Consider the following 23,633-nt stretch of genomic DNA (forward strand, 5'->3'; position numbering starts at 1 on the left):
AAATGGCGTCCCCTAGGGGACTCGAACCCCTGTTACCGCCGTGAAAGGGCGGTGTCCTAGGCCACTAGACGAAGGGGACACGCTACCCGGAACACATGGTGTGTGTTTCGGTGTCCAGATCCTTGCCCGAAGACTTGGTTCTGGTTTCACTCAGCACCGCCCGAAAGCACTACTGTTTAAAATTGGAGCGGGAAACGAGACTCGAACTCGCGACCCCGACCTTGGCAAGGTCGTGCTCTACCAACTGAGCTATTCCCGCATTGGCGTCCCCTAGGGGACTCGAACCCCTGTTACCGCCGTGAAAGGGCGGTGTCCTAGGCCACTAGACGAAGGGGACACACTACAACATTCACTCCCTGCCGCGCTTCGCTGTGTGCTTTACGCTGCAAGTGGCGCGCATTCTATGGATGGATTGAGAGGTCGTCAACCCCTTGATATAAATTTATTTAAATCAATGACTTCGACCTGCTTTACGGCGACAACCGGGCTTTTCCGTCGCCCGACGATTGACGCCTATATTCTGCCACTCGCCAAGACGTTATAGTCCACCGCACAGTGATGGCAATCTGCACCCGCAGCGCCAGCATTCATATAAGCAGCGTGCGGCCGATACAGATTGAACCTGCCGATCCAACTCGTCGAGCGGCGCTAGGCGGTTAAATGCCCAGCCACTACACTCGCATGCGAACCCTATAAAGAGGTCTTACCGGTGACACCACTCATGATCACCCTGCTTGTCATAGCCGGGATCGCAATTCTGATCGCCATTGGCTACATGAACCATGTGGTGGAAAACAACAAACTGGAGAAGGCCCGCACCAAGGTCGAACTCAACGACCGCCTGCGCCGCTGCGGCGAACTGACCGAAACCTTCCCGGGCCAGTTCATGACCCCGGCCCTCAAGCTGCTGCTGACCCGTCTGGAACTGAACGTCTGCCAGCGCCTGCTGAACCTGGAAAAAACCAGCGCCACCACCAAAGCGCGCATCACCGAACTGAGCGCCCTCGTCGCCCAAGGTGAATCGATCCCGGTCAACAACCCACCGGCACCGATCCTGACCGAAGCCAAAGCCAAAGACGTACGCTTCCTGCTCGAAGCCCTCCACGGCCAGATCACCCGCGCCGCCCACGACGGCTTCCTGCCGCCGAACGAAGCCAAACACTGGATCCGCGAAGTCCGCCACATTCTGGTGCTGCTGCACATCGAGTTCTTCAACAACCTCGGCCAACAGTCCCTGCAACAAAACCAGCCAGGCCAGGCCCGCCTCGCCTTCGAACGCGGCGTGCAATACCTGCGCAAACAGCAGGATCCGCAGATGTACGCAGAACAACTGCAATACCTGGAAAAACTACTGGCCCGCGCCAACGCCCAGGTCATGGACAAAATTGCACCGGTTGAAGGTGAAGAGAACCAACTGACCGCCGGCCTCAAAGATGCCGAGGCCGATGCCGACTGGAAGAAGAAAGTGATTTACGACTGATTGCAAATGTTGAAAAAGAAGCCACCGAGAGGTGGCTTTTTTGTGGGCTCGCGGGAGTGAACCTGATAGAAAACCGGTGAATGTGAGGCCGCTTTCGCGAGCAGGCTCGCTCCCACATTGGGACTGAGTACATCCGATAGAGGATTGGTTGGCTGTCAGACCGCGATCGCGAGCAGGCTCACTCCTACATTGGGACTGAGTACATCCGATAGAGGATTGGTCGGTTGTCAGGCCGCTTTCGCGAGCAGGCTCGCTCCCACAAAGGGGATTGAGCACATCTGACAGAGATGGGTTGGCTGTCAGACCGCGATCGCGAGCAGGCTCACTCCTACATTGGGACTGAGTACATCCGATAGAGGATTGGTCGGCTGTCAGGCCGCTTTCGCGAGCAGGCTCGCTCCCACAAGGGGGCTGAGTACATCTGACAGAGGATTGGTCGGCTGTCAGGCCGCCTTCGCGAGCAGGCTCACTCCTACATTGGGGCTGAGTACATCCGATAGAGGATTGGTCGGCTGTCAGGCCGCCTTCGCGAGCAGGCTCGCTCCCACTGAAAAGCAAAAGCAACGCCCACCTCACAACCGCTTCCGCTTCTCACCACTCAACAGGATGAGCGTTAGCTCGGCTGCAGCTCTTGATCTTAAGGCCCGTCGGCAGGCTGAGTGGAGGGATTGATCCGGGGGTGGGAGCGCAGCGACCGTTCGACGAAGTCGAACACATCGAGAGGAGGTGCAGCGAAGCAAACCGTAGGCGATGCCCCCGGATCGATCCCGGAGCGAAGGAACCCCGAGCCCCAGCGAGCGGGCCGAACGTCAGGGCGCAGACCTTTTGGTTACTTTTGGGGCGTTTGCCAAAAGTGACCCGCTGTAAGAGCGGAACCGCCAGCAGCAGCACTCGAAAAAACGGATATACACCCAAACCCCAAGAGCATGGCCGGCCCAAAGGCCGCCAAGCGTCAAAGCCGAAAATGCCCAACCATCCCACGCAACTCACTCCCCAACTGCGCCAACTCAACACTCGAAGCCGCATTCCCACGCATCGCGATCGACGACTGATCCGCACTCGCACGAATACTCGTCACACTGCGGTTGATCTCCTCCGCCACCGAACTCTGCTCCTCGGCCGCAGCCGCAATCTGCTGATTCATCTGCTGAATCAACGACACCGCCGCCGCAATACTCCCCAGCGCACTCTCAGTCTGCAACGCATCACTGACCGCCAGCTTCACCAACTCCCCACTGCTCTGAATCTGCTGCACCGACGAATGCGCCGCCGAGCGCAACGCACTGACCAGCCGTTCAATTTCCTCAGTCGATTGTTGCGTGCGTCGAGCCAGCGCACGCACCTCATCGGCCACCACCGCAAAGCCCCTGCCCTGCTCCCCGGCCCGCGCCGCCTCGATCGCAGCATTCAACGCCAATAGATTGGTCTGTTCGGCGACACTCTTGATCACTCCCAGCACCGTGCCGATATTCTGGATTTCAGCACTGAGGCTTTCGATGCTCGAACTGGCCGACGTCGCCGAATCAGCCAACTGCTCGATGCGCGCCATGCTCTGGCGCACCACCTGCTGACCACTCTCGACCTTGTCATCCGCCGTCTGCGCGGCCAGCGCCGCCTCTTCGGCATTGCGCGCGACGTCATGCACGGTGGCGGTCATCTGGTTCATTGCCGTGGCGACCTGCTCGGTTTCTTCCTTCTGGCTGCTGACCTCAAGGTTGGTCTGCTCGGTGACCGCCGACAACGATTGCGCCGAACTGGCCAGTCGCTCGATCCCCGCCTGCAAACCGCTGACGATGGTGCTCAGACCCGCGCCCATCTGTTGCATCGCCAGCATCAACTGACCGATCTCGTCGCGCCGGGTCACCTCAACGGTCGCACTCAAGTCGCCGGCGGCAATCTGCTGGGCAACCTGAATCACGCTGCGCAATGGCGCGACGATCAGTCGGGTGATCAGCCACGCAGCGAGCAACCCGACGAGCAAAGCCAACGCCGATGAACCAATGATCAACAGCGAGTTTTTCTTCAGTTCCGCCTGCATCGCGCCATCTTCAGCAACATAAGCCTGATTCACCCGCTCGACCACCTCGTTGGCGCGCTGGTGCAATTGCTCGTAGACGGTTTTTTCCTGGGCGAGCAAACCGGTGTACTCGGCCAGTTTGTCGTTGAAACCGGCGATATGCCCGGACACCTCATTGAGTACAGTCAGGTAACCCTCATCCTTGACCGTAGTTTTAAGTTCTTCGGCCTGGGCCTGAGCCTGTGCGGCCTGCTCGATATTGCCCTTGCCAGCACTGTCGGCATCGCCCTTGCGGCTTTGATCGAGGCGAATCCGCGCTTCGTTCATCGCTTGCAGCATCAACCGCGACACCTGACTGACCTGACCGGCCTGCTCAATGAACTGCGCACCGTCCTTGCCCTCGGTGTCCTTCAAGGTATAAGCACCGTCGTCGGCAAGCCCGGCCTGCAACACGTCGAGGTTGTTGGCCACACTGGACACCGACCAACTGGCCATTTCCAGCGCAAGATCCTTGGCCTGAGTCAACGAGACAAACTCGTCGAACGCTTTGCGATAAGCGCCGAGCGACTGCTGCACATCGTTCATGACCGGCACATTGGCCACCGACTGCGCCTTGAGCTGATCAGCCAGAGCAACCAGTCCGTCGACGCCCTTACGCAAGGCATCGGCCGTTTTCGGATCGCCTCGCAAGGCATACTCCTGCTCGAGCAGGCGCACTTTGAGCAGGCTGCTGTTGAGCGAAGACATCTGTTTCAGCCCGTCGAAACGCTGACTGATGGTTTGCAGGGACCAGACGCCAATAGCTGCCACCAGCGCCGTGAGGAGCAAAACCAGCACAAACCCGATACCCAGTTTTTTTGCCATACCGAGGTTGGCAAAACGTCCTTGCATGGCCGAAATCATTGCGCGTAGTCCCCTGCCATTGTCAGTAGAGCGAAGAGTCGCAACGGCCATCCACCGGCACAAGTCTCTGGCGTCGGAATAATGGCAAAAAGCTACGCCTGCGTCGTTTTCAGAACGTTTGAGGTCGATCCGAACCGGTGTGGCGAAAAAACTGCCGGGCGCGTGGATCACACGCGTAGGCGACGTTGATGCGCAGCCAATCGCTCGACTCGCCACTGGGGCTGAAGGTATCAGGCGCTGACAGCAACACACCGTAGCGTTGAGCCTGCCGGCGCACCCGAATCTGATCGCTCATGCGCGAGCGCGCCCAGATGAACAAGCCACCCGCAGGCTTGCCGAAAACCTCCCAATCGGCGTCCTCCAGCGCCTGCAACGCGGCCGCGCGATCGGCATTCAGCCGTTGACGCTGGCGTTGCACCAGTTTGCGGTAAGCGCCACTGACCATCAGGCTGGCCAACACGGCCTCGGAAAACCTCGACACCCCCAGCCCGCTGATCATTTTGACCTGCGCCAGCCGCCTGACAATGTCGCTGTCGGCGAAGACGAACCCGACTCGCAAGGAACTGCTCAGCGTCTTGGAAAAACTGCCCACGTAGATGACTCGCCCATCATCGTCCAGCGCCGCCAGTCGCGTACCGTTACCGGTGTGCAAGTCCGCGTAGACGTCATCTTCGATCACACGCAGATCGTAGGCTTTGCTCAGTTGCAGGATGCGTTGCGCCACGCTCGGCGACAGGCAACTGCCTGTAGGGTTGTGATGATGACTGTTGATGAACAACGCACCGGGCCGAAACTGTTGCAGCAAAGTCTCCAGCGCTTCGATATCCGGCCCGTTCGGGGTTCGGCTCACCTCAAGCATACGCACGCCATGCAGGCGCAGCAGATCAAACAGCGGCGCGTACCCCGGCGTTTCGACCACCACGCAGTCTCCGGCCTTGAACAAGGTGCGCACAATCAGATCCAGCGCATGGCTGGCGCCGCCGGTACTCAGCAGCTGCGAACTGCGGGCCTCGATACTGAACAGCTTCAGGCGTTTGGCAATTTGCTCGCGCAACGCTGGAAGACCCAGGGGCGTGCTGTAGTTGAACAGGCTGGCCATGTCGGTGCGCGCCACCTCGCGCAGGGCATAACTGAGGTCATCAGGCTCGCGCCAGCTTTGCGGCAGTCCGCCGGCACCAAGATTCAAGCCACCTGCGGCCTCGCAGACTGCATCGCACCAGGCAAACCGGCCTTCGAATGGCGCCAATTCATCCTCTGCACCGAGTGTCGATGGCGAGGCGGCGACACTGAACCCGGTGCCTTGGCATGAGCTCAGAATGCCCTGCGATACCAGCCGTTCACACGCCTCGACCACACACGACTGGCTGAGCAGGTTGCCCCGGGCAATTTGCCGCACGGAGGGCAAACGGGTGGCCGGCGGTACGCCACTTTGCAGGATCCACTCGGTCAGTCCGTCAACAATCTGCTGCACGACCGGCACCATTGCCTGTCGATCAATTCTCAATTCCATGAGCAAGCAAACTCCTGTCCGTTTTGCTGGCGGCAGTAAATCACAGCCGCGCCGGACAGGCTGTGCGACAACGCCGCCAAAAGCGACCGTTCTAACCGTTTGATACACATTGTTTAAGGGACTTCACGGAACTGACCGTGCCCCACAAAAAAAGCCCGCAATGAATGCGGGCGGTTTTTTCTGGCGCTTTATTCAGAATGCGGTGACGCCGCCGTCCACTGCCAGCGAGTGGCCGGTGGTAAATGCGGCACCGTCGCTGCACAGGTACAACACGGCACTGGCAATTTCCTCGACTTTGCCAATGCGACCGACCGGGTGCATGGCATTGGCGAACTCGCCTTTCTTCGGGTCGGCCTCATAAGCGCGGCGGAACATGTCGGTATCGATCACCGCCGGGCACACCGCGTTGACGCGGATTTTCTTCTTGGCGTATTCGATGGCTGCCGATTTGGTCAAACCGATCACCGCGTGCTTCGACGCCGCGTAGATGCTCATCTTCGGCGCCGCGCCCAACCCGGCTACCGAGGCGGTATTGACGATCGCCCCGCCGCCCTGCGCCAGCAACAGTGGCAGTTGATACTTCATGCACAGCCAGACGCCTTTGACGTTGACACCCATGATCGCGTCGAACTCATCCATCGAGCCGTCGGCCAGTTTGCCTTTTTCGATTTCGATGCCGGCATTGTTGAAGGCATAGTCGAGACGGCCGTAGGTGTTGATGACCTCGTCCATCAGATTTTTCACTTCGCTTTCGACGGTAACGTTGCAGCGCACGAAGGTCGCTTCGCCTCCGGCGGTACGAATCAGCGCCACCGTGCCCTCGCCCCCTGCCGCGTCCAGGTCGGCGACCACCACTTTCAGGCCTTCGGCGGCGAACGCCTGCGCGGTCGCACGGCCGATGCCGTTGGCCGCGCCGGTAACTACGGCAACCTGACCGGAAAACGTCATGCTCATTGTTATGTCCTCGAAGGGATGGATGCAGGGGGATTTGTAGAGTGGCAGCATAGCCATTGAGGTCTGCCGAGCGTCAGCACTATCCAATGGCTGTTTAGGTGCCCATGCGTTGCAGTGATAAAACCTGTCCGGTGATCATCACTGCACTGGATCGGCGTGCATTCGCCGCATCAGCCGACCTTGCGCCAATGCTGTCGAGGGTCTATCAACAAGGCTTCATTCCGTTCGAGTGCCTGCCATGACCAACCAGACCAATCGCCAGTTCCTGCTCGCCAAACGCCCGGTGGGTGCGGCTACCCGCGAGACCTTCACCTATCAGGAAGTACCGGTCGGCGAACCAGCGGCGGGCCAGATTCTGGTCAAGAACGAATACCTGTCTCTCGACCCGGCCATGCGTGGCTGGATGAACGAAGGCAAGTCCTACATTCCGCCGGTGGGTATCGGTGAAGTCATGCGCGCGCTGGGCGTAGGTAAAGTCATCGCTTCGAACAATCCGGGCTTTGCGGTCGGGGATTACGTCAACGGTGCCATTGGCGTGCAGGATTACTTCCTCGGCGAGCCAAGAGGTTTCTACAAAGTCGATCCGAAACTGGCGCCGTTGCCGGTGTATTTGTCAGCGTTGGGCATGACCGGCATGACCGCCTACTTCGCCCTGCTCGATGTCGGCGCACCGAAGGCCGGTGACACCGTAGTGTTGTCCGGCGCTGCGGGTGCAGTGGGCAGCATTGCCGGGCAGATTGCCAAGATCAAAGGTTGCCGTGTGGTTGGCATTGCCGGTGGCGCCGACAAGTGCAAATTCCTCATCGACGAATTGGGCTTTGACGGTGCCATCGACTACAAGTCCGAAGATGTCGTAGCCGGGCTCAAACGCGAATGCCCGAAAGGCGTCGACGTGTATTTCGACAACGTTGGCGGTGACATCCTTGATGCCGTGCTCAGCCGTTTGAACATGAAGGCGCGCGTGGTGATCTGCGGCGCGATCAGCCAGTACAACAACAAGGAAGCGGTCAAAGGCCCGGCCAACTACCTGTCGCTGCTGGTCAATCGCGCGCGCATGGAAGGTTTTGTGGTGATGGACTATGCCGCGCAATACGCCAGTGCGGCGCAGGAAATGGCCGGGTGGATGGCCAAGGGACAGCTCAAGAGCAAGGAAGATATCGTCGAAGGCCTGGAGACCTTTCCGGAGACGCTGATGAAACTGTTCAGCGGTGAGAATTTGGCAAGTTGGTACTGAAAATCTAAAATCACCACAAAACAAATGTAGGAGTGAGCCTGCTCGCGATAGCGGTGTGTCAGTCAACATTAACGTTGTTTGACACACCGCTATCGCGAGCAGGCTCACTCCTACAGAGTTTTGCGGTGCCTGATCAGGCGATTTCGGCGACAACCGAAGCCAGCGCCTGCGCCGGATCCGCCGCCTGGCTGATCGGACGGCCAATCACCAGATAATCGGAACCGGCATCCAGCGCCTGACGCGGGGTCAGAATGCGGCGCTGATCGTCCTGCGCGCTGCCGGCCGGACGAATCCCCGGGGTCACCAGTTGCAGCGACGGATGTGCGGTTTTCAGTGCCGTGGCTTCCAGCGCCGAGCACACCAGACCGTCCATGCCAGCCTTCTCGGCCAGCGCAGCCAGACGCAGCACTTGCTCTTGCGGCTCGATATCCAGACCGATACCGGCGAGGTCTTCGCGCTCCATGCTGGTCAGCACGGTCACGCCGATCAGCAACGGCTGTGGGCCGCTGCGCTTGTCCAGCTCTTCACGGCAAGCAGCCATCATGCGCATGCCGCCGGAACAATGCACGTTGACCATCCACACGCCCATCTCGGCAGCGGCTTTCACGGCCATCGCGGTGGTGTTGGGAATGTCGTGGAATTTCAGGTCGAGGAATACTTCAAAACCCTTGTCCCGCAGGGTGCCGACAATTTCTGCGGCGCAACTGGTGAACAGTTCCTTGCCCACTTTGACCCGGCACAGTTTCGGGTCCAACTGGTCGGCCAGCTTCAGTGCGGCGTCACGGGTGGGGAAATCCAGGGCGACGATGATAGGAGTCTGGCAGGCGGACATGAATGGGCTCTCAGGCAGGTCGAAATCGGCGCGCATTGTAGCGGAACCGGCGGCGGCGCGGCACCCGATGATCGGTAAATCGTCGCGCCGACCGTGATCAGCATAGCGCTCGCTGCTATTGTGTCGACTCCGATACACAACCGACATGCCAGCAACAAGCACCCGCGCTAGCCTCGCCAGCCGCAACACGTCCTTACATCAGCACTTCCCGCCTCACGGCCGGACGCCTATGCTGAAACCACCACCTCGCAGCCCATCTTTTGTGGTTGGCGGCCTACTGGCAGATGAACAGCCTCATGCACAACATCCAAATGACCGCGACGGATGAGCCTAAAGACGACAAGCGCTGGAGCATTCGTGCGCTGATCGTCGACGATGACGTGCCGATCCGCGAGCTGATGATCGATTACCTCGCCCGTTTCAATATCCACGCCAGTGGCGTCACCGACGGTGCGGCGATGCGTCAGGCGCTGCTCGCCGAGCATTTCGACGTCGTCGTGCTGGATCTGATGCTGCCCGGCGAAGACGGCTTGTCGCTGTGCCGCTGGCTGCGCGCCGAATCGGACATCCCGATCCTGATGCTCACCGCCCGCTGCGAACCGACCGACCGCATCATCGGCCTGGAATTGGGCGCTGATGACTACATGGCCAAACCGTTCGAGCCACGCGAACTGGTCGCGCGCATTCAGACCATCCTGCGCCGGGTGCGTGACGACCGTACCGAGCAACGGGCCAACATTCGTTTCGACAACTGGCGCCTGAACAGCGTCCTGCGCCAATTGATCGCCGACGATGGTCTGGTGGTGCCGCTGTCCAACGCCGAATTCCGTCTGCTGTGGGTGTTTATCGAACGTCCGCGCCGAGTGCTCAGCCGCGAACAATTGCTCGACGCGGCCCGGGGTCGTTCGATCGAAGCGTTCGACCGCAGCATCGACTTGCTGGTATCGCGCCTGCGGCAGAAACTCGGTGACGACCCGAAAGCCCCACAGCTGATCAAAACCGTGCGCGGTGAAGGTTACCTGTTCGACGCGCGAGACATCGGCTGATGCGGGCGCGCTTCGACACGCTGTTCGGCCGCCTGTTTGGCGTGCTGTTCGTGGCGATCGTCCTCGCGCACCTGCTGGCTTTCACCTGGTTCCGCCTCTATGGCCCGCCTCCGCCTCCGCCACCTCCGGAGTTCTCCCAGAGCGCCGACGGCCAACCGATGGCGCAGGACCCGCGCTACCCGCCACGGCCCCCGCGCCCATGGTTCGGTGGGCCGGTGGTGCCGCTGACCTTCCAGTTCATCACGCTGATGATCGCGGCGTGGTACGGCGCCAAATTGCTCAGTCGCCCGATCCAGCGCCTGAGCGACGCCGCCGAACGCCTCAGCGAAGACCTCGACAGCCCGCCGCTCGACGAGTCCGGCCCGCGCGAAGCCCGGCAAGCGGCGCACACCTTCAACCTGATGCAACGGCGCATTCGCGAACAGGTGCAGCAGCGCGCACGCATGCTCGGTGCCGTATCCCACGACCTGCGCACGCCGCTGTCTCGGCTGAAACTGCGCCTGGAAAACATCAGCGACGAAAAGCTGCAAGGCCAGATGCGTCAGGATCTCGACGACATGATCGGCATGCTCGACGCCACGCTCACCTACCTGCACGAACAGCGCACCAGTGAAGCGTTGCAATTGATGGATGTGCAGGCGCTGGTCGAGTCACTGTGCGAAAACGCTCAGGACCAAGGTGCCGACGTACAGGTCAGCGGCCATTGCACACCGTTGCCGGTGCAGCCGATGGCGCTGCGTTCGTGCATCAACAACCTCATGGACAATGCCCTGCGTTATGCCGGCCAGGCATGCATCGAGTTGCAGGATCAGCGCGAACAACTGCTGATCCGCGTGATCGACCACGGCCCGGGGATTGCCGAAGACAAGCGTGAAGCGGTGTTTGAGCCTTTTTATCGCTTGGAAGGCTCGCGCAATCGCAACTCCGGCGGTGTGGGGCTAGGGATGACCATTGCTCGCGAGGCGGCGCAACGCTTGGGTGGCCAGCTCAACCTCGAAGAAACCCCGGGCGGCGGCCTCACGGCCATCATCCGCCTGCCGCGCCCCTGAGAAACACACATCCCCTTGTAGGAGTGAGCCTGCTCGCGATAGCGGTTTATCTGTGAGAGTTGCTTTGACTGACACACCGCTATCGCGAGCAGGCTCACTCCTACAGGGGGGTGGAGGTGAAATTTCAGTCTGTGTACCCATCGGTACAAACCCCACATACCCCCGACAACTTGCGCCCTGACGCTGCATAAGCCGGTACACCCACCGGTTTTCCATTCCAGGGAGTGAGTCCGATGATCGGTAGCGTCAGCAATTACACGAGCTATACCAGCACCAGCAGCACCTCCACGCAAAACGCCCGCAGCCAGCAACTGCAAAAAGAACTGTTCGCCAAACTCGACAGCAACGGCGACGGCGCGGTGGACCAGGACGAACTGAAAAGTGCCCTGTCGCAGAAATCCGACGACGGCCTGCTGGTCAACCTGAGCAAGCAGTTCGGCGATCTGGACAGCGATGACAGCGGCAGCCTCAGCGCCGAAGAAATGACCGCCATGGCGCCACCCCCGCCACCACACGATCAAGCACCAGACACCGACCTAGCCGACGCCCTGATCAGCGCCCTCGACAGCGATGGCGACGGCGCCATCAGCAGCGACGAACTGAGCAGCGGCCTGACCAGCGCCGGCAGCACTGCCGACAGCAACGAACTCTTCTCCGCCCTCGACAAGAACAAGGACGGCACCGTCAGCCAGGACGAACTCACCGCCAGCCTGACCCCGCCACCGCCACCTCCCCCGCAAATCAGCAGCGACGAACTGTTCAGCCGACTCGACGCCGATGGCGACGGCAGCGTGACCGCGACAGAACTCAGCAGCGCATTACAAACCAGCAACAGCACCTCATCGACCAGCACCGACACCAGCGCCGCGCTGCTCAAGGTGCTCGATAGCGACAGCAGTGGCGGCGTGAGCAGTGATGAGCTTAAAGCGGCGTTACAGGCTGGCCGTGAACGACCTGACGAAGAACAGACCGCTTCGACCCAGAGCACCACTGAAGCGCTGAACCGCATGATTGCCAATTTGAGCAAACAGTACTCGCTGGAGAAGACGGCGTCAGTGGGCAAGTATTTGAATGTGGCGACTTGAGTCGACGACATTATTTGCCGCGGACAATCAAAAGCCCCTCACCCTAACCCTCTCCCGGAGGGAGAGGGGACTGATTGAGGTGTTTGGGAGAGCTACAGCGACATGAAATACCGAGTCGAACTCAGATTCTGAAACAGATCAAAAGCCCCTCACCCTAACCCTCTCCCGGAGGGAGAGGGGACTGATTGAGGTGTTTGGGAGAGATACAGCGACGTGAAATACCGAGTCGAACTCAGATTCTGAAACAGATCAAAAGCCCCTCACCCTAACCCTCTCCCGGAGGGAGAGGGGACTGATTGAGGTGTTTGGGAGAGCTACAGCGACATGAAATACCGAGTCGAACTCAGATTCTGAAACAGATCAAAAGCCCCTCACCCTAACCCTCTCCCGGAGGGAGAGGGGACTGATTGAGGTGTTTGGGAGAGATACAGCGACGTGAAATACCGAGTCGAACTCAGATTCTGAAACAGATCAAAAGCCCCTCACCCTAACCCTCTCCCGGAGGGAGAGGGGACTGACCGAGGTGATTGCGAGAGATACGGCGACGTGAAATACCGAGTTGAACTCAGAACTTGAAAAGCCCACAAATCGGCTCCCTCTCCCTCGGGAGAGGGCTGGGGTGAGGGGCAAATCCACCACAAACCCAAAGCCGAACACCCGTGCTTTTCACCACTCACAGGATGAGCGTTAGCTCGGCTGCAGCTCTTGATCTTGATCCACGGGCGACGTCGGAAGGCTGAGTGGAGGGATTGATCCGGGCGTGGGAGCGCAGCGACCGTTTGGCGCAGCCAAACACAGCGAGAGGAGGTGCAGCGAAGCAAACCGTAGGCGCTGCGCCCGGATCGATCCCGCAGCGAAGGAACCCCGAGCCCCAGCGAGCGGGCCGCACGCAGGAGCAAGCCTTTTTGGTTACTTTTTCGGCGTCTGGAAAAAGTGACCCGCCGTAAGGGCGGAACCCTAAGCCGCCGTTACCGCAGCAACGGATATTCACCCAACCCCAAACCCAAACCCAAACCCAAACCCAAACCCGCTAGCGCCGCTCCTCAACCCGCCCCTGACTCTTGCTCCAATCCGTCAACAAACTATAAGCCACCGCCAACAACGTAGGCCCGATAAACAACCCGATAAACCCAAACGCAATCAACCCGCCAAACACCCCAAGCAACACAATCACCAACGGCAAATTCCCGCCGCGGCTGATCAGATACGGCTTGAGCACGTTGTCCACGCCACTGATGATGAACGTCCCCCAGATCCCGAGAAACACCGCCATCCCATACTCACCCTTCCACGCCAGCCAGGCCGTCGCCGGCACCCACACCAAGGGCGGCCCCATCGGAATCAGACTCAACAGGAAGGTGACAATCCCCAGCACCAACGCCCCCGGTACCCCGGCAATCAAGAACCCGATCAACGCCAGAACCGCCTGCGCCGCCGCCGTGCCGATCACCCCGTTGACCACCCGCTGCACCGTACCCGCCACCAACTCGATGTAATACCCGGCACGATCCCCGATCAAGCGCTCCAGCAGACTGTGCACAAACGCCGCCAGCCGAGGCCCGTCACGGTAGAAAAAGAACACAAAGACAATGCTCAACGTCAGCTCGAGAATCCCGCCGCCGATCTGCGCACTCCGCGCCAGCAGCCAGTTACCGACCTGTCCCAGATAAGGTTTGATCGACACCATCAGTGCGGCGCCCTGCTGATCGATGCTGTTCCACAGCCCGACCAGGCGCTCGCCTGCAAACGGTACAGTCCCCAGCCACACCGGCGCTTCCGGCAGACCATCGACCTGCACATCCTTGATGAACGCCGTGGCATCACGCACATGATCCCCCACGTTGAACCCCAGCCACACCAGCGGCGCGGCCACGAGCAACATCCAGCCCAGCGTCAGAATCCCTGCAGCCAGCGACTCACGGCCATTGAGCCAGCGGGTCAACAGGCGCATCAGCGGCCAGCTGGCAAACGCCAGTACCGCGCCCCAGAACAGCGCCGACCAGAACGGCGCCATCACCCACAGGCTGGCACCAAACAACACCAGCAGCAGGATCTGCACCAGCAGGCGATCATTATTGAGCATGTGAGGTCTCGAAAAAGTCAGTCAGGCAAAGAGTAGGCGAACACGCCGCGCGTGCTCGCCGAAACAGCTTAACGCAACAGATCGATGCGCAGGCCAGAGCCTTCGACACTGCCGGTTTCCATGCGTGCCGCCCGCACGCCCTGATTGATCAGCGCCTGGCGCCAGGCCTCGGCCTTGGGCCCGGATACCGTAACGCGCAACGTCGTGTCGAGATTAAGGCCACGGGAAATCAGGCGTAGCCAGGTGTCATCCGGCTCATCCACGCGATCAGGAAAATCCAGCTCACCGGTGCTTTTCAGTTGACGCAACAGGGTCGCCGAGGTCGGCAACAGCTCACCCAACGGTGCTACCGCCTCGAACTGTTCGACATGCAGATAGGCTTTGCGATTGCCGCGGGTGATGCTGTAAAGCGCCACCAGCGTGTTGTCCCGCGGTGCGGCCAACCTCAATAGCAGGTAGGCCTGTTGCTCGTCGGCGCCATACAGTTTGGCGTTACCGAACACTTCGTTGGCCCACAGGCTGCTTTCGCCGCAATCCCGTGCCTGGCACCAGAACAGCAATTCGGCGTCCTGTTTTTGCAGGGCTTCGCGAGCAGCGGTAAAGGCTTCGTTGGCGGAGTGTTCGGGTGGCAACTCGTAGGTCACCGAAGTGGTCTGGCCACGGGCGGTGACCTGGCCGTCGAAACGCAGTTGCCCGCTGATCTTGCGGATCGAACCCAGCGGATAGATCCGCTCCAGTTCAACCGGAGGGCGATAGTCGACGATCTGTGCATCGGCCAGACGCGGCACGATCTGCAGATCCTGACTGCCCGGCACATCGGCGGCGAACGAAACGGTACTGAAACAGCACAGTGCCAACAGACTGAGTGACCGCATAGTCAGGCTCATCGGATCGGCATGACTGGGTAATTCGAGGTCGCAGCGGTGTAGAAATCCATCGTGGTTGTCTCCCATTTCAACCCGACCAGCCTCGACAGTTGCCCGCAGCAAGTCAAGGAATGGCGAAGAAGCGATTGAAACAGTCTGCGACAAGGTCGGCCCCGGCTTCATCGTTCAGGTGCAAATGGTGCCCGCCCGCCAACTGTTCCCGACTAAAGGGTAGACGCTCCAGCAACTCGGGATGTTTCGCCAGCATACCGTCAGCCGCGACCACCAGATGCGTAGGACAACTGACCCGCAGCGCGAAAGCCATTGCCTGTTCCTCGGTCAGGCGCAGCGGCGACGGCAGGGTCAAGCGATTGTCGGTGCGCCAGGTGTAGCCGCCGGGCACTGGCATCAGACCGCGCTGAGCCAACAGTTCAGCCGCCTCACGACTGACCGCCACCAGACCTTTCATCCGCGCTTCGATGGCGCGGTCGAGGGTGTTGTAGACCGGTTTGCGTTTCTCGCGCAGATCCAGTTGCGCTTGCAGGGCCATGCCCATACGTTCGGCGGCGTTTTCGCCTTTATCTGTAGGAGGAATCACTCCGTCAATCAGCGCCAGATGGCTGATGCGTTCCGGTAACGAACCCGCCAACACCATCGAGACAATGGCGCCCATCGAATGCCCGAGCAGGCCGAACCGCTTCCAGCCCAGTTGCTCGGCGACTTGTAGTACGTCATGGGCGTAGTCCCACAGGGCATACCCGGCACCGTTCGGCCGATGCCCGGAATGCCCGTGCCCGGCCATGTCCAACGCGATGATGCGCAAGCCTTTGAGCTTCGGCGCCAAACGGGCAAAGCTGTTGGCGTTGTCGAGCCAGCCATGCAGCGCGATCACCGGCACACCGTCCTCGGGCCCGAACAAATGCGCGGCCAGTTCGATATGCGGCAGGCTCAGGCGCACTTCTTCGAAAGTCGGGCTCATGCGCAATCCTTGTCCTGACGGTTTTGCCAACGGGTAAACAGATTCTTCAACAACCGTGCGGTGTCCTGCGGTCGCTCAAGCGGAAACATGTGGCCACCGGGCATGCTCAGTGCCTCGCCTTGGGCCAGACGCGAAACGAAACGGGTGTGATGACGCATGACCACACGACTCGTGTGCCCGCGCACCACCGCCAGCGGCACCTGCAATTGTCGGGTGCGACCGGGGCTGGTGTGGGGCACGCCGCGATAGATGCTGATTTCGGTCGCCGGATCGAAGCGCAGACGCAGTTTGTCACCGACCTGGTGCAAACCGTGTTGCAGGTAGGCATCGAAGCATTCCGGATCGAAACCGCGAAACAGTGTTTTACCGGCAAAGTAGCTGCGCGCACTGTCGAGATCGGCGAATTCTTCACGCCGGCCGAGGGTGCGGCCGGCCGGGGTCAGTCTGTCGATGAAGCCAAAACGCTTGGCGGCACGGATCACCCACTGATCGGTGCGGGTCAGCACCGGCGAATCAAGCATCACCACGCCGCGATACAGCTCCGGGCAACGCAAAGCTGCATGCAGGTGCAGCACGCCGCCGAAAGAATGACCGACGCCCCACACCGGTTGATCCTGCTGCTGCAAATGGTGGATCAGCTCGTCGACGAGGTTGTACCAGTTGTCATCTGCCGGGAAACGCGGGTCATGGGCATGCTGCTCCAGATGCGCAACCCGATACTCGGGCGCCAGCGCCGCGAACAACTTGCCATAGGTGCCCGAGGGGAACCCGTTGGCGTGGGCGAAAAAGATTGGTTGCGACATACGGGCAAATCCATGAGCGGGAAACGTGCGTTGATTGTCCGCAAGACCGAGTCCGGCAGCAATGACCGTAACTGCCAGGAATGATGACAGTCCGCTCAGGGCTATGGTGAGTCAGTCGGATCGCTACCCCCTCACCCCAGCCCTCTCCCCCAAGGGGGCGAGGGGGAAAGGGAGCAGATTTGCATGAGTTTCAAAACCTGAGTTCGGCTCGATAACTCAGGTCGGCGCAACTCGAACATCCAGCCCGGTCAGTCCCCTCTCCCTCTGGGAGAGGGTTAGGGTGAGGGTGGCTGCTCACCCAACGGCACAACCGCCATGGTCAGGCGCGACACACAACTGGCCTTGCCTTCATCGCTGGTCAGACGGATATCCCACACATGGGTCGTACGGCCAATGTGAATCGGCTTGGCCACCGCCGTCACCCGGCCACTGCGCAAGCCGCGCAAGTGGTTGGCGTTGATCTCAAGCCCCACGCAGTAGAACTTGCTGGCATCGATGCACAGGTAACTGGCCATCGAACCGACGGACTCCGCCAGTACCACCGACGCGCCGCCATGCAGCAAACCGTAGGGCTGGTGGGTGCGATGGTCGATGACCATGCTCGCGGTCAGCGATTCTTCATCGAACGCTTCGAAGCGGATGTCCAGCACTTCGCCGATGGTGTTCTTCTGGATTGCGTTCAACTGCTCGATGTTCGGAGTGGTACGCCACAGGCTCATCGCAGACTTCCTTTGTTGTTGTAGTGGTCGCTCAATCCTGCCACAGCACCGCCTCGCTGCGCTCGCTCCATTCTTCGAAACGCGCGCCATAGGTGTCTTCGATGACGTTGCGTTTGATCTTCAAGGTCGGCGTGAGGAAGCCGTTCTCCACCGCCCAACTGTCCTTGACCACCACCAACCGGCGCAGGCGTTCGTGCTTGTCGAGCACGGCGTTGACCTCCTCCAGGAGTTTTTCCAGACTCGAATGCAGACTCGCCCGGCCCTCCTCCTGATTGACGCTCGACAGCACACACAAACCCAACGGCGCACTTAACCCGTCACCCACCACGCACACCTGCTCGATGCGTGAATGCACCGCCAGGCGATTTTCGATCGGTGCCGGAGCAACGTATTTGCCCTTGCTGGTCTTGAAGATTTCCTTGAGTCGGCCAGTCAGGCGCAGGCGCCCTTCAGCATCCTGCTCGCCCTTGTCTCCGGTGCGCAGAAAGCCGTCCTCAGTCAGGGTCTCGGCGGTCTTCTGCGGCTCCTTGAAATAGCCGAGCATGTTTGCCTGACTGCGCACTTGCACTTCGCCCGACTCATCGATACGCACTTCGACATCGGGGCACGGTTTGCCGATCCAGCCCTGCTTGTATTGCCCCGGCAGGCAGATGTGCGAATAACCGCAGCCCTCGGTCATGCCGTAGACCTCCAGCACATCGAGGCCGAGTTTCCGATACCAGGCGAGCAATGTCTGCGGCACCGGTGCGGCGCCGGACAGCGCGACACGCAAGGCATCCAGCCCCAGCCCCGCCAGCACGTTGTGCCCGACACGTTTGCCAATGAACGGCAGACCGAGAAGAAACTCCAGACGCTGCGCCGGGATCTTGCTATACACGCCCATCTGAAATTTGGTCCAGATGCGCGGCACGCCGAACATTGCGGTTGGCCTTGCACGCTGCAGATCGGTAATGAACGTCTCGAGGCTCTCGGCAAAGAACACGGTTTGCCCGGTATAGATCGACGCCAATTCAACGAACATGCGCTCGGCGACGTGGCACAGCGGCAAGTACGACAGCAGCCGGTCGCTCTCGTTAAGCCCGAACAGTTGGGTGCCGCGCGTGGTAGCGAAACCGAGATTGGCAAAACTGTGCATCACCCCTTTGGGCAGGCCAGTGGTGCCGGAGGTGTAGATGATCGTCGCCAGTTGCTCGGCCGCCGGACGTGGATCGTCCTGAATCGGTGAGCTGCGCTGCAAGTCCGCCCAGCTGAAATCGAAATCCCCGGGCGGGTGCAGTGGCAGGCTGATGGTCGGCAGATCCGCCGGCACGCCTTTGGCCATGCCCGGCCAATCGTCGAGTTTGCCAATGAAGGCCAGGACGCTTTCCGAGTGATTGAGTACTTGCGCGACGGAGTCGGCGGTGAGGTTGGGATACAACGGGACGGAGACGTGCCCGGCCATCCAGATCGCCAGGTCGGCGATGATCCAGTGCGCGCAGTTTTTCGAGATCAGGGCGATGTGACTGCCTTGCGGCAACTCGCGAGCACGCAACCAGTGCGCGGCGCAGCGAGCCTGATGGCCGACGTCGGCCCAGCTCAGGGTTTCGACCTGGCCGCCGCCAATGGGCTGCACGAGGAAGCGCTGGCGCGGGTGCCGGGCTTCACGTTCGTAGAACACGTCCAGCGGCAAACGGAAGGCGGCAGACATGCGACTCGCTCCTGTTTTTCGGGTCTGGAGCAAGCGTAGTCAACCAAGCAAGTGCTTGGTTGGAAAATTCACACAAATAATTTCATGGTGTACGCGGTACCTGTAGGCCTTCGCCTGCTCGCGATAGCGGGTTGTCAGTCGACATAAATAGCGACTGATATACCGCTATCGCGAGCAGGCTCGCTCCTACAGGGGTCGGTGTTTACAACTTCAGGGATGTTTGAGGCTGTTGAGGGTCATCGAACCGATCAGCAACTCTGGGCTCTCCAGCTCAGCCAACCCGGCAGTACTGACTTTCTCCGGCGGATACCCGGCGCCATGCTGCAGATAGCTCAGCAGATTGCCCACCAACGGGTTGTGGCTGACCAGCAGCACATTGCTCACCGACACCAGTTGATCGGTAACCTTGTCCGGATCAACCTCCGGCGTCAGCCACTCGACCGTGCGAATCTCCGGCTCGAAACCCAGCGCTTCGCGAACAATCTGCGCGGTTTGCTGCGCACGCAGATAAGGGCTGGCGTAGATTGCCGTCAGCGGCTGGCCGATCAACCGGGCGGCGCTGCTCAAGGCCTCTTTGCGACCGTGCTCGGTCAGTTCCCGTTCGGAGTCGGGGCACGAGCCATAAGGCACGGCTTCACCGTGACGCAATACCCAGAGTTTCATAGCTTGGGTTCCTCATCTCGAACCGGATGTGGCGCCGGGGCAACGGCGTGCGGCGCTTCACCTTCCGGGGTACGCGGCGTTGGCCAGTCGGCGAACGGCCACGGTTTCTGGTCGCTGTGGAAACTGCCGAAACGGCCGATCTGCGCCAGAAACTGGCTCAGGCTGTCGCCGAAATTCATCAGGCTGGCGCTCGGGGCGCCATAGATCAAACGATAGATCAATTGCACCAGCACCACCGCGCCGAGGATGAACTGCGCCACTTGCCAGACCAGCACATAGACGATCATCCACAACACGCGCAGGAGGATGGACTCGTACTTGGCTTCGGTTTTCGGATCGTTCATGGCTTGCTTCCTGTCCGTAGATAAAAGCTGGATTCAGTTGAAACCGCTGGTGGAAATAAAATCGACGTCGGTTTTCGGCTCGGCCCGCATCAGTAGACCGATCACCTGCTCCAGCGTGCGTCCTTCAAAGAGGATCGCATGCAGCCCGGCGACCAGCGGCATATAGACGCCGACTTCCTGCGACTTGGCCTTGAGCACCTTCAAGGTGTTGACCCCTTCGGCGACTTCACCGAGGCGCGACACCGCTTCGTCGAGGCTCAAGCCCTGACCCAGCGCAAAACCGACCTGATAGTTGCGACTCTTCGGCGACGAACAAGTCACGATCAGATCGCCGACACCGGCCAGACCGAGGAAGGTCATGGGATTAGCGCCCTGATTCACCGCAAAGCGCGTCATCTCGGCGAGGGCGCGAGTGATCAGCATGCTCTTGGTGTTCTCGCCCATCTCCAGTGCCACCGCCATGCCGGCGATGATTGCGTAAACGTTCTTCAACGCCCCGCCCAGTTCGACACCGAAACGGTCGGCGCTGGCGTAAACGCGGAATGTACGACCGTGCAGCGCGGCTTGCACGGCTTTGCACAGCTCTTCGTCTTCGCTGGCGACCACGGTGGCCGTCAGTGCGTGCTCGGCAATTTCCCGCGCCAGGTTCGGCCCGGACAACACGCCGATGCGCGCATTCGGGGCGATCTCTTCGAGAATCTGGCTCATCAGTTTGAAGGTCTGCGCTTCGATGCCTTTGGTCAGGCTGACCAGCATCTTGCCGCTCAGGCGCTCGGCGTGGGCGGCGAGCACTGTGCGCAACGCGCTGGACGGCAGCGCGACAAAGCACAAATCACAGGCGTCGAGGGTTTCCTGCAGGTCGGTGACAGCGGTCACCCCCGGCAGAATCTTGATGCCTTTGAGGTAACGCGGGTTTTCGCGATTGACCCGGATGGCCTCGGCCTGCTCGGGGTCACGCATCCACTGCCGGACTTGATGGCCGTTCTCGGCCAGTAGATTGGCCACGGCGGTACCAAAACTTCCGCCTCCCAGGACCGCAATCGGGCGCTGTTCAGTCATATGCAATCCGTTAATCCATACCAGTGGCGATGCCGGCATTATACGGGGCGACCCGGTCGCGGCCAGCCCCCGCAACAATTACCGACACTTGTAGGAAGAAGACCGATAAAACCTAGGAAAATGCCTGCAACGTGACTGGAAAAGTCGCTGCCCTCGGTTAACATGCGCGCCAATTCTTTGCTTTCAAGGCTGTGTCGTGTCCGTCGGTTCTCTTCCTCCGCGTTCGTCTCTGTTGCTGGCGCTGCTGTTCAGCCCGGTTTTGCAGGCGGACGATCTGTTTGTCGACAGCGAAGCGCTGCCGCAGGTGCTGACGGCCACGCGCCTGAAACAGACGCCGGCGGAGGTGCCGGGGAGCATGACCGTACTCGACAGCGAACTGATCAACGCCAGCGGTGCCCGCGACATCAGCGAACTGCTGCGGCTGGTACCGGGGATGATGGTCGGCAACATCAATGGCAATCAGGCAGCGGTCAATTACCACGGCACCAACGCCAGCGAAGCGCGGCGCATGCAAGTGCTGATCGACGGCCGCTCGGTGTACCGCGCCGGTTTGTCTACGGTGGACTGGAGCGATATTCCGGTGGCCATGGAAGACATCGAGCGCATCGAAGTGTTTCGCGGCCCCAACACCGTCAGTTACGGTGCCAACGCGTTGATGGCAGTGGTCAACATCATCACCCGCCACCCGGCGGACAGCCACGGCACACGCCTGAAGTACACCCGTGGCCAGCGCGGCATCAATGACTTTTATGCCAGCCAGGGCACCGGTTGGAATGGCGGTGATTTGCGCCTGTCGTTGTCTGGCCAGGAAGACGATGGCTTCGACAGCGATCGCAGTGGTGCCGATTACCGTGACAGCCGCCGCTTGAACCGTTTCAGTCTTGCGGTCAGCCACACCCTCAGCGATAACCAGAGCCTCGACTGGCAGGTCAACGCCAAGGATGGGACCAACCAGCGACCGTACACCTACCGCCCGGTGTTCTCCGGGATTACCGCCGCCGGGAATAATTCCGACGTGGTGGCCAAGGATTACGCCGGTTCGGTGCGCTGGAACCTCGACATCAACCCGGAACACAGCCTTTATATACAAGGCTCTGCGCAACACTGGGATCGCCAGCAAACCTGGCGCGCCTGCGATGCCGAGGTGTCATTCAGCCCCGAGCTGACGCAACTGTGGCAGCTCAACCCGAATTACACCGAACGTCTGGCGCGCAACATCACCCGGTTCACCGGCCCCGGCGCTGCGCCTGGTACGCCGCAGGAAATGGCCCTGGCCAATCAGGTGCTCGAGCAATGGCGTAACGGCGCCAGCCGAACCCTGTGCGGCGACATCGACCAGAGCGCCCGGGAATCGCGCTACGACCTCGAATTGCAAGACACCCTCAGCCTGTCCGACAGCCTGCGCCTGGTCAGCGGCATGAACTATCGTTACGACCGCGCCGACTCCGAAACCTACTTCAATGGCACGCTGGACGACACCACGTGGCGCGCGTTCGGCCAACTGGAATGGCGTGCCACGGAACACTGGTTGTTGCAGGGCGGTGCGATGTTTGAAAACACGCAACTGATCGGCAGTTCGCTGACCCCGCGATTTGCCGTCAATTACCTGATCAACCCGCGCCATGGCCTGCGTGCGGTGTACTCGGAAGCAATCCGCTCGCCGGACATGTTCGAGAACAACGTCAACTGGAGCTATCAGGTCAGCAACCTGCACCCTTCCGCCTACGGCCAGTCTTCGGCGCGCTACTTCGTCAAGACGCGGGGGCCGGGCGATCTCGATCAGGAGCACATGCGTTCACGGGAACTGGGCTACAACGGCTATTTCGCCGAGTTGGGTCTGGCTGTGGATGTGAAGCTGTTCTACGACGAGATCACCGGGATGATCAGCGAGCCGCTGCGTAACAACCAGTACATCGCCAGCAACGCCAACAGCTCGCGTTTTCGCGGCACGGAAACCCAGCTCGACTGGCGCGTGAGCCTGGCCGACCGCTTGCGCTTCACCTACGCCTTTGTCGATGCCGAGGCGAGTAACCCACTGGATCAGCAGTTCACTTCGCGTAACAGCGGTTCGGCCGGTTGGCTGCGCGACTGGGGCCACGGCTGGAACAGCGCCCTCTTCTATTACGGCGACAATGCACTCAACGGTTACCGCTTCGAGCGGGTCGACACGCGCATCGCCAAACGCATCGCGCTGGGCAAAGCGCAGTTACAACTGGCTGGCGTGCTGCAACAGCGTCTAGACCATGAGCCGACCACCTTCGTCGACAATAACTACGACGAACGTCGAGTGATGTATTTCAGCGCCGAGCTGGAGTTCTAG

General features: G+C 60.4%; 18 protein-coding genes, 3 tRNA genes and 2 pseudogenes. 6 read left to right on the top strand and 17 right to left on the bottom strand.

The genetic code is table 11. The features are described 5' to 3' along the window. Window positions 1–3: 3 nt before the first annotated feature. The 3 genes from VY732_RS21905 to VY732_RS21915 all read right to left on the bottom strand — a co-directional run bounded on the left by VY732_RS21905 (window position 4) and on the right by VY732_RS21915 (window position 337). Window positions 4–79 (bottom strand) — tRNA-Glu (locus tag VY732_RS21905). A gap of 104 nt (window positions 80–183) precedes the next feature. Then, window positions 184–259: transfer RNA gene (locus tag VY732_RS21910), tRNA-Gly, on the bottom strand. 2 nt (window positions 260–261) lie between these two features. Further along, window positions 262–337: transfer RNA gene (locus tag VY732_RS21915), tRNA-Glu, on the bottom strand. 384 nt (window positions 338–721) lie between these two features. On the opposite strand from VY732_RS21915, the gene VY732_RS21920 reads away from it, so the two are divergent. Next, a complete protein-coding gene (locus VY732_RS21920) occupies window positions 722–1,480 on the top strand; it encodes a hypothetical protein (RefSeq protein ID WP_177412574.1) in 759 nt (252 codons plus the stop codon). 952 nt (window positions 1,481–2,432) lie between these two features. On the opposite strand, the gene VY732_RS30035 is transcribed toward VY732_RS21920, so the two are convergent. From VY732_RS30035 to VY732_RS21935, 4 genes and pseudogenes are all read right to left on the bottom strand, one after another. Beyond that, the gene (locus tag VY732_RS30035) at window positions 2,433–3,314 is read right to left on the bottom strand and encodes a methyl-accepting chemotaxis protein (protein WP_419789279.1); all 882 of its coding nucleotides are present in this window, start codon (window positions 3,312–3,314) and stop codon (window positions 2,433–2,435) included. 27 nt (window positions 3,315–3,341) lie between these two features. Continuing rightward, window positions 3,342–4,451: pseudogene (locus VY732_RS30040) on the bottom strand (methyl-accepting chemotaxis protein); the annotation flags it as partial. Window positions 4,452–4,509: 58 nt separating this feature from the next. Then, complete coding sequence (locus tag VY732_RS21930) at window positions 4,510–5,910, bottom strand: aminotransferase-like domain-containing protein (protein WP_137218862.1); 1,401 nt, start codon at window positions 5,908–5,910, stop codon at window positions 4,510–4,512. Window positions 5,911–6,102: 192 nt separating this feature from the next. Further along, window positions 6,103–6,864 (bottom strand): SDR family oxidoreductase, encoded by a 762-nt coding sequence (locus tag VY732_RS21935; RefSeq protein WP_016983635.1) that lies wholly within the window; start codon window positions 6,862–6,864, stop codon window positions 6,103–6,105. A 238-nt stretch (window positions 6,865–7,102) separates the two neighbouring features. Here VY732_RS21935 and VY732_RS21940 point away from each other — a divergent pair. Then, window positions 7,103–8,106: pseudogene (locus tag VY732_RS21940) on the top strand (NADP-dependent oxidoreductase). Window positions 8,107–8,231: 125 nt separating this feature from the next. Here VY732_RS21940 and pyrF read toward each other — a convergent pair. Next, window positions 8,232–8,930, bottom strand: a complete 699-nt coding sequence (gene pyrF / locus VY732_RS21945) for an orotidine-5'-phosphate decarboxylase (RefSeq protein WP_162483045.1) — start codon at window positions 8,928–8,930, stop codon at window positions 8,232–8,234. 296 nt (window positions 8,931–9,226) lie between these two features. Here pyrF and VY732_RS21950 point away from each other — a divergent pair, with 296 nt between their 5' ends. The 3 genes from VY732_RS21950 (at window position 9,227) to xopAW (ending at window position 12,110) form a co-directional block, all read left to right on the top strand. Further along, on the top strand, window positions 9,227–9,976 hold the full coding sequence (locus tag VY732_RS21950; RefSeq protein ID WP_442968549.1) for a response regulator: 750 nt from the start codon (window positions 9,227–9,229) through the stop codon (window positions 9,974–9,976). Then, window positions 9,976–11,025: a sensor histidine kinase gene (locus VY732_RS21955; RefSeq protein ID WP_331691745.1), complete on the top strand. Its 1,050-nt coding sequence runs from the start codon at window positions 9,976–9,978 to the stop codon at window positions 11,023–11,025. Before VY732_RS21950 ends, VY732_RS21955 begins: the two co-directional genes overlap by 1 nt. 233 nt (window positions 11,026–11,258) lie before the next feature. Beyond that, window positions 11,259–12,110: a XopAW family type III secretion system calcium-binding effector gene (gene xopAW / locus VY732_RS21960; protein WP_331691746.1), complete on the top strand. Its 852-nt coding sequence runs from the start codon at window positions 11,259–11,261 to the stop codon at window positions 12,108–12,110. A gap of 1,030 nt (window positions 12,111–13,140) precedes the next feature. Here xopAW and VY732_RS21965 read toward each other — a convergent pair. The 9 genes from VY732_RS21965 to VY732_RS22005 all read right to left on the bottom strand — a co-directional run bounded on the left by VY732_RS21965 (window position 13,141) and on the right by VY732_RS22005 (window position 21,313). Next, window positions 13,141–14,193 carry an AI-2E family transporter gene (locus VY732_RS21965; protein ID WP_212621291.1) on the bottom strand — a complete coding sequence of 351 codons (1,053 nt, stop codon included), beginning with the start codon at window positions 14,191–14,193 and terminating at the stop codon, window positions 13,141–13,143. Between the two features lie 68 nt (window positions 14,194–14,261). Next, complete coding sequence (locus VY732_RS21970) at window positions 14,262–15,068, bottom strand: DUF4892 domain-containing protein (RefSeq protein ID WP_077574104.1); 807 nt, start codon at window positions 15,066–15,068, stop codon at window positions 14,262–14,264. 115 nt (window positions 15,069–15,183) lie between these two features. Next, window positions 15,184–16,038 (bottom strand): alpha/beta hydrolase, encoded by an 855-nt coding sequence (locus VY732_RS21975; RefSeq protein ID WP_077574105.1) that lies wholly within the window; start codon window positions 16,036–16,038, stop codon window positions 15,184–15,186. Next, complete coding sequence (locus VY732_RS21980; RefSeq protein WP_137218864.1) at window positions 16,035–16,841, bottom strand: alpha/beta fold hydrolase; 807 nt, start codon at window positions 16,839–16,841, stop codon at window positions 16,035–16,037. Before VY732_RS21980 ends, VY732_RS21975 begins: the two co-directional genes overlap by 4 nt. Window positions 16,842–17,116: 275 nt before the next feature. Beyond that, window positions 17,117–17,560, bottom strand: coding sequence for a hotdog fold thioesterase (locus VY732_RS21985; RefSeq protein WP_077574107.1), 444 nt, complete (start codon window positions 17,558–17,560; stop codon window positions 17,117–17,119). A 31-nt stretch (window positions 17,561–17,591) separates the two neighbouring features. Next, window positions 17,592–19,247 (bottom strand): AMP-binding protein, encoded by a 1,656-nt coding sequence (locus VY732_RS21990; protein WP_331691747.1) that lies wholly within the window; start codon window positions 19,245–19,247, stop codon window positions 17,592–17,594. A gap of 210 nt (window positions 19,248–19,457) precedes the next feature. Next, window positions 19,458–19,910: a phosphohistidine phosphatase SixA gene (gene sixA / locus VY732_RS21995; protein WP_007917466.1), complete on the bottom strand. Its 453-nt coding sequence runs from the start codon at window positions 19,908–19,910 to the stop codon at window positions 19,458–19,460. Further along, entirely contained in the window at window positions 19,907–20,254 is a 348-nt protein-coding gene (locus tag VY732_RS22000; RefSeq protein ID WP_008087808.1) for a DUF4389 domain-containing protein, read from the bottom strand. The genes sixA and VY732_RS22000 overlap by 4 nt, the downstream gene beginning before the upstream one ends. 33 nt (window positions 20,255–20,287) lie before the next feature. Further along, window positions 20,288–21,313, bottom strand: a complete 1,026-nt coding sequence (locus VY732_RS22005) for an NAD(P)H-dependent glycerol-3-phosphate dehydrogenase (protein ID WP_077574109.1) — start codon at window positions 21,311–21,313, stop codon at window positions 20,288–20,290. A gap of 196 nt (window positions 21,314–21,509) precedes the next feature. On the opposite strand from VY732_RS22005, the gene VY732_RS22010 reads away from it, so the two are divergent. Continuing rightward, window positions 21,510–23,633 (top strand): TonB-dependent receptor plug domain-containing protein, encoded by a 2,124-nt coding sequence (locus tag VY732_RS22010; RefSeq protein ID WP_331691749.1) that lies wholly within the window; start codon window positions 21,510–21,512, stop codon window positions 23,631–23,633.

The organism is Pseudomonas sp. ZY71 (assembly GCF_036542145.1).
Classification (GTDB): Bacteria; Pseudomonadota; Gammaproteobacteria; order Pseudomonadales; family Pseudomonadaceae; genus Aquipseudomonas; species Aquipseudomonas koreensis_A.